The organism is Pseudomonas sp., from assembly GCF_049590575.1.
Taxonomy (GTDB): Bacteria; Pseudomonadota; Gammaproteobacteria; order Pseudomonadales; family Pseudomonadaceae; genus Aquipseudomonas.
Window position 1 is genome coordinate 1 of sequence record NZ_JBAWDE010000043.1, and the last position, 12,705, is coordinate 12,705.

At 60.4% G+C, this 12,705-nt stretch carries 11 protein-coding genes and 1 pseudogene; 7 read left to right on the forward strand and 5 right to left on the reverse strand.

Annotated elements, in window-relative coordinates:
- Window positions 1-294: pseudogene (locus WBR57_RS03290) on the reverse strand (AraC family transcriptional regulator); the annotation flags it as partial.
- A 137-nt stretch (window positions 295-431) separates the two neighbouring features.
- Between WBR57_RS03290 and WBR57_RS03295 the strand changes: the two are divergent.
- Window positions 432-1,241, forward strand: a complete 810-nt coding sequence (locus WBR57_RS03295) for a UDP-2,3-diacylglucosamine diphosphatase (protein ID WP_424082077.1) — start codon at window positions 432-434, stop codon at window positions 1,239-1,241.
- 54 nt (window positions 1,242-1,295) lie between these two features.
- Here WBR57_RS03295 and WBR57_RS03300 read toward each other — a convergent pair whose 3' ends face one another.
- The 3 genes from WBR57_RS03300 to phhA form a co-directional block, all read right to left on the reverse strand.
- Complete coding sequence (locus WBR57_RS03300; protein WP_424082079.1) at window positions 1,296-2,489, reverse strand: amino acid aminotransferase; 1,194 nt, start codon at window positions 2,487-2,489, stop codon at window positions 1,296-1,298.
- Window positions 2,489-2,845: a 4a-hydroxytetrahydrobiopterin dehydratase gene (locus tag WBR57_RS03305; RefSeq protein WP_010208721.1), complete on the reverse strand. Its 357-nt coding sequence runs from the start codon at window positions 2,843-2,845 to the stop codon at window positions 2,489-2,491. Before WBR57_RS03305 ends, WBR57_RS03300 begins: the two co-directional genes overlap by 1 nt.
- A 99-nt stretch (window positions 2,846-2,944) precedes the next feature.
- On the reverse strand, window positions 2,945-3,736 hold the full coding sequence (gene phhA / locus WBR57_RS03310) for a phenylalanine 4-monooxygenase (protein ID WP_424082082.1): 792 nt from the start codon (window positions 3,734-3,736) through the stop codon (window positions 2,945-2,947).
- 255 nt (window positions 3,737-3,991) lie between these two features.
- On the opposite strand from phhA, the gene WBR57_RS03315 reads away from it, so the two are divergent.
- Window positions 3,992-5,554, forward strand: a complete 1,563-nt coding sequence (locus WBR57_RS03315) for a sigma-54-dependent transcriptional regulator (RefSeq protein WP_424082084.1) — start codon at window positions 3,992-3,994, stop codon at window positions 5,552-5,554.
- Between the two features lie 63 nt (window positions 5,555-5,617).
- Here WBR57_RS03315 and WBR57_RS03320 read toward each other — a convergent pair whose 3' ends face one another.
- Window positions 5,618-8,323, reverse strand: coding sequence for a dermonecrotic toxin domain-containing protein (locus tag WBR57_RS03320; protein ID WP_424082086.1), 2,706 nt, complete (start codon window positions 8,321-8,323; stop codon window positions 5,618-5,620).
- Window positions 8,324-8,661: 338 nt separating this feature from the next.
- On the opposite strand from WBR57_RS03320, the gene WBR57_RS03325 reads away from it, so the two are divergent.
- From WBR57_RS03325 to WBR57_RS03345, 5 genes are all read left to right on the forward strand, one after another.
- Window positions 8,662-9,402 carry a flagellar basal body rod protein FlgF gene (locus WBR57_RS03325; protein WP_122539508.1) on the forward strand — a complete coding sequence of 247 codons (741 nt, stop codon included), beginning with the start codon at window positions 8,662-8,664 and terminating at the stop codon, window positions 9,400-9,402.
- A gap of 63 nt (window positions 9,403-9,465) precedes the next feature.
- Entirely contained in the window at window positions 9,466-10,251 is a 786-nt protein-coding gene (flgG, locus tag WBR57_RS03330; protein ID WP_032887852.1) for a flagellar basal-body rod protein FlgG, read from the forward strand.
- Between the two features lie 53 nt (window positions 10,252-10,304).
- Entirely contained in the window at window positions 10,305-11,000 is a 696-nt protein-coding gene (gene flgH, locus WBR57_RS03335; protein WP_424082089.1) for a flagellar basal body L-ring protein FlgH, read from the forward strand.
- A gap of 27 nt (window positions 11,001-11,027) precedes the next feature.
- On the forward strand, window positions 11,028-12,116 hold the full coding sequence (locus WBR57_RS03340; RefSeq protein WP_424082093.1) for a flagellar basal body P-ring protein FlgI: 1,089 nt from the start codon (window positions 11,028-11,030) through the stop codon (window positions 12,114-12,116).
- Between the two features lie 10 nt (window positions 12,117-12,126).
- Window positions 12,127-12,705, forward strand: a 579-nt coding sequence (locus tag WBR57_RS03345) for a rod-binding protein (protein ID WP_424082091.1), incomplete at its 3' end; no start/stop codon positions are given.

Consider the following 12,705-nt stretch of genomic DNA (forward strand, 5'->3'; position numbering starts at 1 on the left):
GCGCGCGGGCTGGTCGAGCAGGCGGCGGCTGGCGTCCGCGTGTTCGCCCAAAGATTGCAGCAGCCAATGCTCGGTGGGCACGTCCAGCACCAGGCAGCGGCTGCCGTCGCGGCTGCCGCAGGCGTGGTGGGCGGAGAAGGGCAGCACCATCACGCTGCTTTCGCGCACCTGGCTGCCACGGCCATCGACTTCCAGATCCAGGTGCCCGGACAGGCCAAACACCAGCTGCGCATGGTCATGGCTGTGGGCGAGGGGCGCTTCGAGGTAATGGCGTAGCGTGAGGGACGGTCTCATCGCGGTCTCCGGGGCAACAGACCCCAAGTCTACAACGCTTCGCGGTGCGCGGGCGCTGTCATCAGACTGACGCACAGTTGTCATGGGCTATTAATCGCCGGGGCGCAAGCTCGCGAAAACACCGTCGAGGGACGCCCATGACCAGCGCCGAATTCACCAAGCCCAGCCGCAAGCAACGGGTTCGAACCCTGTGGATTTCCGATGTGCACCTGGGCACACGGGATTGCCAGGCCGAACATTTGTCGCAGTTTCTCAAGGGCTACCACGCCGACAAGGTCTACCTGGTGGGCGACATTATTGACGGCTGGAAACTGCGCGGCGGGATGTACTGGCCGCAGGCCCACACCAATGTGATCCGCCGCCTGCTGACCATGGCCAAGCGCGGTACCGAGGTGATCTACGTCACCGGCAACCATGATGAGTTTCTACGGCGCTATTCCAAGCTGATCCTCGGCAACATCCAGCTGGTGGACGAGGCCGTGCATGTCACCGCCGATGGCCGCCATTTGCTGGTCATCCACGGCGACCAGTTTGATGTAATCACCCGTTACCACCGCTGGCTGGCGTTCCTCGGGGATTCAGCCTACGAGTTCACCCTCACGCTGAACCGCTGGCTCAATCACTGGCGCGCGCGGTACGGCTATGGCTACTGGTCGTTGTCGGCGTACCTCAAGCACAAGGTCAAGACGGCCGTGAGTTTTATCAGTGATTTTGAAGAAGCAATCGCCCACGAAGTGACCAAGCGCGAACTGCACGGGGTGGTGTGCGGGCATATTCACCACGCCGAGATCCGCAAGGTGGGCGAGGTGGATTACCTCAATTGTGGGGATTGGGTGGAGTCGTGCACGGCGTTGATCGAGCACTGGGATGGAAGCATCGAGTTGTATCGATTGGCGGATGCGCAGGCGAAAGAGGCGCAGCTGAAGGCAGAAATGGTCGCGGGCTGAAGGTCAATACAGATGTGGGAGCGGGCTTGCTCCCACATTTTAGTCCGCGTTTCTTCAGTTGGAGACGTCGGCGATGGCTTGTGCCAGCAGGGTCAGGCGCGTCGCGTCGATGCCCGCAACGTTAGCCCGCCCCGAACTGACCATATACACGCTGTGCTTCTCGCGCAGTTGCTTCACCTGTTCGGCACTCAAGCCGGTATAGGAAAACATTCCGCGCTGCGCACCAATATGCGCAAACCGTTCGGCCAGCCCGTGGGGCGCCAGCGCTTCCACCAGCCCGGCGCGCAATTGCGCGATCCGTGAACGCATGGCTTCAACTTCCTCGGCCCAGCGCTTTTTCAGTTCGGCGTCACCGAGGATGGTCGCGACCACCGCCGCCCCATGATCCGGCGGCGTCGACCACAGGTTGCGCGCGGTATTGGCCAGTTGACTGCGCACGTCCGTGAGCTTCTCGGCATCCGCCGCGCACACGATCAGCGCGCCGACACGGTCGCGGTACAGGCCGAAGTTTTTCGAGCAGGAACTGGTGATCAGCACTTCCGGCAGTTCGGCGGCAAACAGCCGCACGGCCCAGGCGTCTTGCTCCAGGCCATCGCCAAAGCCCTGGTAGGCGAAGTCGATCAGCGGCAGCAACTGGCGCTCGCGGACGATCTGCAGCACTTGGCGCCAGTCATCCTGGGACAGGTCGAAACCGGTCGGGTTGTGGCAGCAGGCATGCAGCAACACCACGTCGCCCTTGGGCACGGTGGCGAGTGTTGCGAGCATCGCGGCCACATCCAGGCGGTTGTCAGCGCCCACGTAGGGATAGTGGCTGACCTTGAGCCCGGCCTTGGCGAAGATGCTTTCGTGGATCGGCCAGGTCGGGTTGCTCAGCCACACGCCACGGCCAGGCAGGCTCTGGGCGATGAAGTCGGCGCTCAGACGCAGGGCGCCGGTGCCGCCTGGGGTTTGCGTTGCGCCGGCGCGTCGGTCGCGGATCAGCAGGGAGTCGGCGCCGAGCACCAATTCGCTGATCAATTTACCGAATGCGGCATCGCCGTGGCCGCCGATGTAGGTCTTGGTGGTCTGGGTGTCTACCAGGCGCTGCTCGGCGAGTTTCACCGAGTGCGGAATCGGCGTCAGGCCCTGGTCGTCCTTGTACACGCCCACGCCGAGGTCGAACTTGCTCGGGTTGCTGTCCTGGGCGTACAGGTCCATCAGGCCGAGGATCGGGTCGCCGGGCACGCGGCCAATCGCGTCAAAATGCATTACTTGCGGCCCTCGGCGTCCTTGGCCACTTCGTCGGTGCGAGCGGCCATGATGAAGTCATTGCGGTGCAGGCCCTTGATCGAGTGGCTCCACCAGGTCACGGTGACTTTGCCCCACTCGGTGAGCAGGCCTGGGTGATGGCCTTCGGCTTCGGAGATTTCACCCATGGCATTGGTAAACGCCAGGGCGAATTTGAAGTTCTTGAACAGGAAAACCTTTTCCAGCTGCATCACGCCGTCGCGCACTTCGATGTTCCAGTCGGGAATCTGCTTGAGCAGTACCGGCAGCTCTTCATCGCTGACTTGCGGGGCGTCGGCGCGGCAGGCTTCGCAGTGGGCTTGGTTCAAGGTGGTCATGTGGGGTGTCCTGAATTCGAATGATTGAAGATCAGTGGGCGTTACCCTAAAGCAACGCGCGGCCAGGGAACAGACTCACCTGGCCTCAAAACGTAAGTGTCACGCGGCTTTGGGTTTGGGCGGGAACTTGGGTGCGTGCAGACCCAACTGCATGCCACGTTCGACCATGCCCATGATGTCTTCCTGCGCCACTTCGAACAGGCGCTTGAGCTCAGGCAGGACGAAATACAGCGGTTGCAGTATGTCGATGCGATACGGCGTGCGCATCGCTTCCAGCGGGTCGAAGGCCTGGCGCTCAGGCTCATCCGACAGGCAATACACGCTCTCTTTGGGCGACGACAAAATACCGCCACCGTAGATGCGCAGCCCCTGCGGCGTATCCACCAGGCCAAACTCGATGGTCATCCAGTACAGGCGCGCCAGGTACACGCGTTGCTCTTTAGTGGCCGCCAGGCCGAGCTTGCCGTAAGTGTGGGTGAATTCGGCGAACCAGGGGTTGGTCAGCAGTGGGCAGTGGCCGAAGATCTCGTGGAAAATGTCCGGCTCTTGCAGGTAGTCGAGCTCTTCGCGGGTGCGAATAAAGGTCGCCACTGGAAACTGTTTATTGGCGAGCAATTCGAAGAAGGTCTGGAAGGGGATCAGCGCCGGTACACGGGCGACCTGCCAGCCAGTGGTCTCAGCCAGCACCTGATTGATCTCGCCCAACTGCGGAATGCGATCCAGCGGCAGGCCGAGCTTGTCGATGCCGTCCAGGTATTCCTGGCAGGCGCGGCCTTCGATCACTTTCAACTGGCGCGTGATCAGGGTGTTCCACACCGCGTGTTCTTCCGGCGGGTAGTGGATAAAACCTTGCGCATCGGGCTCGCGGGCCACGTAGTGCGTCTGCTTCATACGGCTCTCCTGCTAGGCATCGTTCTTGTTATGTCCTGCGATACCTCTATTGATACCGCGACGAGTGCAGGATTCCATCGGGCCTGGGCGTAGATCTGTAGGAAAGTTTACCGGTTATCGTAAAGTTTTCGTTACGTTGGGGCGGCTTGTCTGTGTCTTGGGCTGTGAAAAGCTTATCGACTGTCACATAATCTTGACGACTATCTGCGCCCAACGGCAAAAGACGCGGCGTTCACCCACATTTCGGGCCTTTTCATGCGTATCAAAGTGCACTGCCAGAACCGTATCGGCATCCTGCGGGACATTCTCAACCTGCTGGTGGAATACGGCGTCAACGTGGCCAAGGGTGAGGTCGGCGGCGAGCATGGCAACGCGATTTACCTGTTTTGCCCGAACCTGGTGAATATGCAGTTCCAGGCACTGCGTCCGCAATTCGAAGCGATTGCCGGGGTGTTTGGCGTGAAAAGGGTAGGGCTGATGCCCAGCGAGCGTAGGCATATGGAACTCAATGCCTTGCTTGGCGCGCTGGAGTTTCCGGTGCTGTCGATCGACATGGGCGGCTCCATCGTCGCCGCCAACCGTGCGGCGGCGCAGTTGCTCGGCGTGCGAGTGGATGAGGTGCCGGGGATTCCGTTGTCGCGTTATGCCGAGGACTTCGATTTGCCGGAGCTGGTGCGCGCCAGCAAGTCGCGAATCAATGGTTTGCGGGTCAAGGTCAAGGGTGACGTGTTCCTGGCGGACATCGCGCCGCTGCAATCCTCCGAGCACGATGACAGCGAGGCCATGGCCGGCGCCGTATTGACCCTGCACCGCGCCGACCGCGTGGGGGAGCGCATCTACAACGTGCGTAAGCAGGAGCTGCGCGGCTTCGACAGCATATTTCAAAGCTCCAGGGTCATGGCGGCGGTGGTTCGTGAGGCCCGGCGTATGGCGCCATTGGATGCGCCGCTATTAATAGAGGGCGAGACCGGCACCGGCAAAGAGCTGCTGGCACGCGCCTGCCACCTGGCCAGCCCGCGTGGGCAATCACCGTTGATGGCGCTTAACTGCGCAGGTTTGCCCGAGTCGATGGCTGAGACCGAGTTGTTCGGCTACGGCCCCGGCGCGTTTGAAGGCGCACGGGCCGAGGGCAAGCTTGGGCTGCTGGAGTTGACGGCGGGCGGTACGTTGTTTCTCGATGGTGTGGGGGAGATGAGTGCGCGACTGCAGGTGAAATTGCTGCGTTTTCTACAGGACGGTTGCTTTCGCCGGGTTGGCAGTGATGAAGAGGTGTATCTGGATGTGCGGGTGATCTGCGCCACCCAGGTGGACTTGTCCGAACTCTGCGCCCGCGGCGAATTCCGCCAGGACTTGTACCACCGCCTCAACGTGCTGTCCCTGCACATCCCGCCCCTGCGCGAATGCCTGGATGGACTGGCACCCTTGGTTGAGCATTTTCTTGACCAGGCCAGCCGGCAGATTGGCTGCCCGCTGCCCAAGCTGGTGCCGGCCGCGATGGATCGGCTGAGTCATTACCATTGGCCGGGCAATGTGCGGCAGTTGGAGAATGTGCTGTTTCAGGCGGTTTCATTGTGTGAGGGCGGGACGGTCAAGGCGGAGCACATTCGGCTGCCGGATTATGGGATACGTCAGCCGCTTGGCGATTTTTCGTTGGAGGGGGGGTTGGAAGCGATTGTCGGTCGGTTTGAAAAGGCTGTATTGGAAAGCTTGTATGCCGAACACCCGAGCAGCCGGCAATTGGGCAAGCGCCTGGGGGTATCCCACACCACCATCGCGAACAAATTGCGCGATTACGCGGTCATCAAGGCCGACAAATAGCCGTGACAGAAAAAAGCGCGCACTCACCCGAAGATGAATACGCGCTAATGTCGCTGAGTCAGCTCAAGCTGTGGGTTGTAATGGGGTGAGGGGCTTCAGTTCATCCAATAGGTTTTTAAGGTGTGTACGCGTAGCTGCCAACTGCTCTAACCCGACCTGCGCCGGCGGTTCTTCAAGGGCTCGGGTGGCGTAGGACAGGTTTTTTTTCAAGTTGTCGATTTCCGCTGCCGTGGCCGTGGAGCTTTTGTTGCTCAGCAGATCCTTGGCGGTTTGCTGGGCCTTGTATTTGTTCACGATGTCACCGAACGTCCTATTGAAGGCGTCACCGGCGTCGTCGTACGCAGATTCGATCTTGCTCACCAGCTTCTTGGCTGCGGCTTCGGTTCGCGCCCTCAGCGCTGATAGTGTTGGATGGGTGGACGGTACATCCGGTAGTTTTTCCGCGCCGGATAGTATCTTGTCGGTTTGCCAGGCATTGCGTTCGGCCAATAGAGCGTTACGGACGTCGACAAGCTCTTGCGAGAAGGGTTTTAACGCCGGGTTGGTTTTGCTCGCGCTACCAAGAACGTATCGTGCCTCATCCAGTTGGGCGACATGGCGATGGATTTTTACCCATGTCTGCTCCTCGAACCCCGGGGGCGCGGGCGTACGCGAAGGAGCGGCAAGCTCCGGTCGCGACAGCGAGCTGGTATGGGGCTTGATGTCGAATATCGACTGTTCCGTGGTATCTCGCACAGCCTTCAATCGCAAGAGTTCGTCGGGTGTTGGAGCGTTTTTCAGCCCTCTTTGCGCGCCTGCTACCCCGTTTGCAAAGTCGTAGTGTGCTTTTGCATGGTGGCTCTCGAGCTTCTCGAAGAGATCGTCAATGGCTTTTTGTGAGGTTTTTTGCAGTGTCGCGCGCTGTGCGTTCACGCCCGTGGCGAGCGGCGAATTGGAGAGGGCTCTTCTGCTGGCAAGCAACTCGCCGCTTTGCCACGCTGTCCGTTCATGGCGCAAGGCCGTGAGCGCCCGGTTGGCATCGTGGGTGATGAAGAATTCTTTGGGGCTGTTTTTCAGAGTCTTTTCAACGGCGAACATTTTGCTTTCGATAGGCGCTACGTGCCGGTCGATTCTTTGCAGTTGCCGGCTGCTGAAAGGGTTGGCCCTCGCTGGCGTGAGAATCGTCGGGGGAGCCTTGGGCACGGGCAACTTGCCGGGTCCCTTGACGGCCTTGACGGTTTTGAATATGCCTCGCCCGACCAACGGCACCGCGTTCAGCGCGCCAAAGGCAATGCGCTTGCCCGCGCCGGGTTTGCCGTCTATCGCATCCTTGATGCCTTCAACCACTTCAATTGCGCCGTGGGTGGCGAACATGGTTGCCACAAATGCTCCGACGGGACCTGGAATGAATGAGGCGGCGACCCCGCCCAGGATCAGCAGACCATTGCCAAGGTTTTTCGCGGCTTCGAGCAACAGCCCTTCGGTGACCTGTTTATTGCTGACAAACAGTTGATCGATGTCGGCGAGGGCATGGGCTTTCATCCGTAGGCTGGATTCATGGAAGGGGTCGCCCGTATGGATCTTTTCGCCACGCACAATCGACTCATCGTGCCGTGCTTCGGACCAGTTATTGCCGCCGAACCGGCGGTAACCGTCGCCAACGTTACGCATCACCCGCTGTATTTCTGAGTGGTCCTCCATTTTGAAATGCTGGGTGAATGCCGCGTTGCTCGTGGGCAGGGAAAACTGCTTGCTCAACCAGTTGTGCATATCCGTTGGTGTATCAAATGGGTGGATAGGCGAAGAGTTGCCGGGGATGTAAAGCAGGGTGCGCGAGGTTTTTTTGTCTATCGCATAGAAAATATCGGTGGACGCGCGGCCGTTGATGCTCAGGAATTTGATATCCACCTGCTGGTCTGGCAAATGGTCATAAATATCATGGCCGAGGGACAGCTCTTCCCGTGGTGTACTGCCCACACCTGCCACGCGGCGTGCCAGGTCCAGATCATCGTCATCAAGGCTTCGTTCCAGGTGCTGGGATTCGGCAGCGTTGATGAATGCAATCTTGGACAGGTTCCTGTAGGTGAGTTCGCTTTTGGCGTCGAGAAAACTGCTCAGGTAAGTGCGGTAGGGCGATGCATAGGCGGTGTCCCAGACCTGCTGTTGGAAGTCTGCCACGGGCACGGGTATACGGTTGGCGGCATCGTACTGATCAGGGGTCGATAAGGCCGACGCGGTATAGATGCCTTGATGGAAGCGTGTCGTGTGTTCGTTTTTACCGGCGAATTGGCTTGGGTGCGGCGAGGCTTTATAGATCGGGATGCTTTTTTGCGCCTTGAGGCTGATGTGAGCGTCGTAGCCGGTGTCACTTCTTTCGACCGTTAAGGCATCAGTCTTTTCGGTGTACTGCTGATTTCGTTGTGCCGCTTCGGTCAGTGAGGTTTTGCTGATGATTTGCGCCGGGTAGGGCGGGGCGTTCCCCTGCTTGTTATAGGCAAAGGTGACGACGTACGTATTGTCGGGGTCAACGTCCTGGCCGAATTTTTCCTTGAACTGTTTCTTGACCATCTCTGCAGTGAACTGAGCTGCCGATTTTGGCGCCTGGGCGTTGTTCAGGACGTAGCTGTCCAGTTCGGGGTGGGGCGCCAGTCGTGGGGGTTGGGTCGCAGAGTCGGAAAACTGACTGCCTTGAACCTGCTTGGCTTCAGAGGCAGATGCACCGAGCGCGTTAAGCGTGGGGGGCATGAGGGTTTGAATGGGCTTGTGCTGCAGATCAATCGGGGCGATCACTCTCAGAGTCTCCTTGGGGAACGTCAATGTCGGCGGGTGAATGCCTCTATTTAGGTTGTTCCTGGGCTGGATATCCAGGCGCCACGTTCGCCTGATGCGGAAGGACGGGCCGGTTGCGTGCGCGCGGAATTTTCCGTCATGTGCTTTAAGTGGCTTGCCGCTAGCGGCATAAGCCCGCCGTTTTTCCGTCTCTGTGCGAAACCCGTCAGGTCTCGATACTCGCACAAAGCCTTGCCCCGCCTTGGTTTCAGGCGAATTTCAAAAGTTGGTTCGCAAATTGCTTAAGCCTCATCAGTACAGCGGTGGGCGGCAAGCGTCCGTCAGAAAGAGGAAAGAGCGTGGACAAGTACCTTTATGTGGCAATGACCGGCGCCAGCCAGAATGCACTGGCGCAGAAGGCCCATGCCAACAACCTGGCGAACATTTCCACCAATGGTTTCCAACGTGACCTGGAACAGGCGCGTTCGATGCCGGTGTTCGGTGACAGCTTTCCGGCGCGGGCTTTTGCCATGACCGAACGCCCAGCCACCGACTTCACCCCTGGCGCAATGATCGAGACCGGTCGTGACCTCGACGTCGCCGTCAACGGCGACGGCTGGATGGCCGTGCAAACCCCGGACGGCAGCGAAGCCTACGTGCGCAGCGCCAGCATGAACGTCGATGCATTGGGCGTGCTGCGGGCCGGCAACGGGATGCCGATCATGGGCAACGGTGGCCCGATTGCCGTGCCGCCCCAGCAGAAAATCGAAGTGGGTTCTGATGGCACCATCAGCATCCGCGCCATGGGCGAAGGCCCGCGGGTAATGGCTGAAGTGGACCGCATCAAGCTGGTCCAGCCGGACCTCAAGAATATGAATAAAGGCCTGGATGGCACCATCCACACCAAGGATGGCCAGCCGGCCCAGGCCAACGCGAACGTCACCCTGACCTCGGGCTTCCTGCAAGCGAGCAACGTCAATGCCGTGGAAGAAATGACCGCGGTGCTGGCGCTTTCCAAGCAGTTCGAGCTGCACATCAAGATGATGAACAGCGCTAAAGAAGACGACCAGGCCATGACTCGCGTCCTGGCAATGACCTGATTCGGTACCTACCACTAATTTTGCAGCGCAGCGCCAACAAACAGGCGCACGAAGGAGAACAGCATGCTTCCGGCTCTATGGGTTGCCAAAACAGGTTTGTCCGCCCAGGACACCAACCTGACCACCATTTCCAACAACTTGGCCAACGTGTCGACCACGGGTTTCAAACGTGACCGCGCCGAGTTCCAGGATTTGCTCTACCAGATCAAAAGGCAGCCGGGCGCCCAGTCGACCCAGGACAGCGAATTGCCGTCGGGCCTGCAACTGGGTACCGGTGTGCAGATCGTCGGCACCCAGAAGAACTTCAATGCCGGTAACCTGCAGCAAACTGGCCAGCCCCTGGACATGGCGATCAATGGCAAAGGGTTTTTCCAGATTTTGCAGCCCGATGGCACCACGTCTTATACCCGTGACGGTACGTTCCACTTGGACGCCAACGGCCAAATCGTGACCGCCAACGGCTTCGCCCTGGAGCCGGCGATCGTCGTGCCCAACAACGCTCAGACCTTCACCGTCGGCAACGACGGCACCGTGTCGATCACCGTGGCCGGCAACCCGGCGTCGCAAGTGATCGGCAACCTGCAAACCGCCGACTTCATCAACCCGGCCGGCCTGCAGGCCATGGGTAACAACCTGTTCCTGGAAACCGCCTCCAGCGGCGCGCCGCAAATCGGCACCCCTGGCCTGAACGGTTTTGGTACCACGCTGCAAAGCACCCTGGAAACCTCCAACGTGAGCACGGTTGAGGAGATGGTCAACATGATCACCACCCAGCGCGCCTACGAGATGAACTCCAAGGTGATCTCCACCGCCGACCAGATGCTTTCGTTCGTAACGCAGAATCTGTAATCAAGTCTATGGGGCGCTCTTGAGGGCGCCTGCAACACCGTGAGGTAAGGGTCATGAATCGCATTGTTTCTGTTCTGGCATTGAGTGGGATCGCCGTGCTCGCGGGCTGCGTCGCCCCGACGCCAAAGCCCAATGACCCGTACTACGCGCCGGTGTTGCCGCGCACGCCACTGCCTGCGGCGGCCAACAATGGCTCGATCTACCAGGCCGGTTTCGAACAGAACCTGTACAGCGACCGCAAGGCGTTCCGGGTCGGTGACATCATCACCATCACCCTGAACGAGCGCACTCAGGCGAGCAAGAACGCCAACTCGCAGATCGGCAAGACCAGCAAGACCAGCATCGGGCTGAGCTCGCTGTTTGGCGGCGTGCCCAACACCAACAACCCGTTGGGCAGCGGTGACCTGAGCCTGGACGCCGGCTACAGCGGCGACCGTGCCACCAACGGCAAGAGCGCGGCGGCGCAGGGCAACACCCTGACCGGTTCGATCACCGTGACTGTGGCGGATGTGTTGCCCAACGGCATCATCGCGATTCGCGGCGAAAAGTGGATGACCCTCAACACCGGTGACGAGTTGGTGCGCATCGCCGGCATGGTTCGGGCCGATGACATCGCTACGGACAACACTGTGTCGTCGACGCGGATTGCCGATGCGCGCATTACCTACTCGGGTACGGGTTCGTTTGCTGATGCGAGTCAGCCGGGCTGGTTCGACCGTTTCTTCCTTAGCCCGCTGTTCCCTTTCTAGGTGACCAACTTGAACTTCAAACAGCTGATGGCTGCGATGCTGCTGCTGGCCCTGAGCGCAGGCGCCCAGGCCGAGCGCTTGAAAGACATCGCGAGCATTTCCGGCGTGCGTTCCAACCAGTTGATCGGCTACGGCCTGGTGGTGGGGCTCAACGGTACGGGTGACCAGACCACCCAGACCCCGTTCACCCTGCAGACCTTCAACAACATGCTCTCGCAGTTCGGCATCAAGGTGCCGGCGGGGTCGGGCAACGTGCAGCTGAAAAACGTCGCGGCCGTGTCGATCAGTGCCGACTTGCCGGCGTTTTCCAAGCCGGGCCAGGTGGTGGACATCACCGTGGCCTCCATCGGTAACTCGAAAAGCCTGCGCGGCGGCACCTTGCTGATGACGCCGCTCAAAGGTATCGACGGCAACGTCTATGCCATCGCCCAGGGCAACCTGGTCGTGGGTGGTTTTGACGCCGAGGGCCGCGACGGTTCGAAGATTACCGTCAACGTGCCGTCGGCCGGGCGTATTCCCGGCGGCGCCACGGTTGAGCGGACCGTGCCAAGTGGTTTCAACCAGGGCAACAGCCTGACGCTGAACCTCAACCGTTCGGACTTCACCACCGCCAAGCGTGTGGTCGACAAAATCAACGACATGCTCGGCCCTGGCGTGGCCCAGGCCATCGACGGCGGCTCGATCCGCGTCACCGCGCCGCTCGACCCAAGCCAGCGTGTCGACTACCTGTCGATCCTGGAAAACCTCGAGGTCGACCCCGGCCAGGCGGTGGCCAAAGTCATCATCAACTCGCGCACCGGCACCATCGTGATCGGCCAGAACGTCAAGGTTTCGCCGGCGGCAGTGACCCACGGCAGCCTGACCGTGACCATCACCGAAGACCCGATCGTCAGCCAGCCTGGGCCTTTGTCCAATGGCCAGACCGCCGTGGTGCCACGTTCGCGCGTCAACGCCGAGCAAGAAGCCAAGCCGATGTTCAAGTTCGGCCCCGGCACCACGCTGGATGAGATTGTCCGTGCGGTGAACCAGGTGGGCGCGGCGCCCGGCGACTTGATGGCGATCCTCGAAGCGTTGAAACAGGCCGGCGCCTTGCAAGCCGACCTGATCGTGATCTGAGGCCATCGCCATGGATATGCGCAAGAGCGGGATCACCAGCACCGCGGACTCGGGGTCCTACTCCGACCTGAACCGGCTTAACCAGCTCAAGGTCGGCGACGACAAGAACAGCGAAGGCAACATGCGCAAAGTGGCGCAGGAGTTCGAGTCGCTGTTCTTGAGCGAGATGCTCAAGTCGATGCGCTCGGCCACCGAGGCCCTGGGCAAGGACAACCCGCTGAACACTCCGGCGGCCAAGCAGTACCAGGAAATGTACGACCAGCAACTGGCGGTCTCGATGTCCCGCGAAGGCGGTGGTATCGGCCTGGCCGACGTGCTGATGCGCCAGATGCAAAAGAACAAACCGGTGGACGCCCAGGCGGCCACCTTGCAGGGCCCGGCCGCTGCCGAGCCGGTGAAAAAGGCCGCCGTGCCGACCGAGATTGCCGCCGGCACCCAGGCCGAAGGTCCATTGGGCCGGTCCAATGGCCAGCGCCCGTTGTGGGCTTACCGCGTGGCGGAACCGCAGGCCGGCGCCGCTGCGGCGCACAGCAATGACATGGCGCTGATGAACCAGCGCCGTATAGCCTTGCCAAGCAAACTCACCGAC

Bases quoted from the DNA above. Each gene is read 5' to 3' on its own strand.
- WBR57_RS03295 (WP_424082077.1), top strand. From the start codon at position 432: ATGACCAGCGCCGAATTCACCAAGCCCAGCCGCAAGCAACGGGTTCGA.
- WBR57_RS03300 (WP_424082079.1), bottom strand. From the start codon at position 2,489: ATGCATTTTGACGCGATTGGCCGCGTGCCCGGCGACCCGATCCTCGGC.
- WBR57_RS03305 (WP_010208721.1), bottom strand. From the start codon at position 2,845: ATGACCACCTTGAACCAAGCCCACTGCGAAGCCTGCCGCGCCGACGCC.
- phhA (WP_424082082.1), bottom strand. From the start codon at position 3,736: ATGAAGCAGACGCACTACGTGGCCCGCGAGCCCGATGCGCAAGGTTTT.
- WBR57_RS03315 (WP_424082084.1), top strand. From the start codon at position 3,992: ATGCGTATCAAAGTGCACTGCCAGAACCGTATCGGCATCCTGCGGGAC.
- flgG (WP_032887852.1), top strand. From the start codon at position 9,466: ATGCTTCCGGCTCTATGGGTTGCCAAAACAGGTTTGTCCGCCCAGGAC.
- flgH (WP_424082089.1), top strand. From the start codon at position 10,305: ATGAATCGCATTGTTTCTGTTCTGGCATTGAGTGGGATCGCCGTGCTC.
- WBR57_RS03340 (WP_424082093.1), top strand. From the start codon at position 11,028: ATGGCTGCGATGCTGCTGCTGGCCCTGAGCGCAGGCGCCCAGGCCGAG.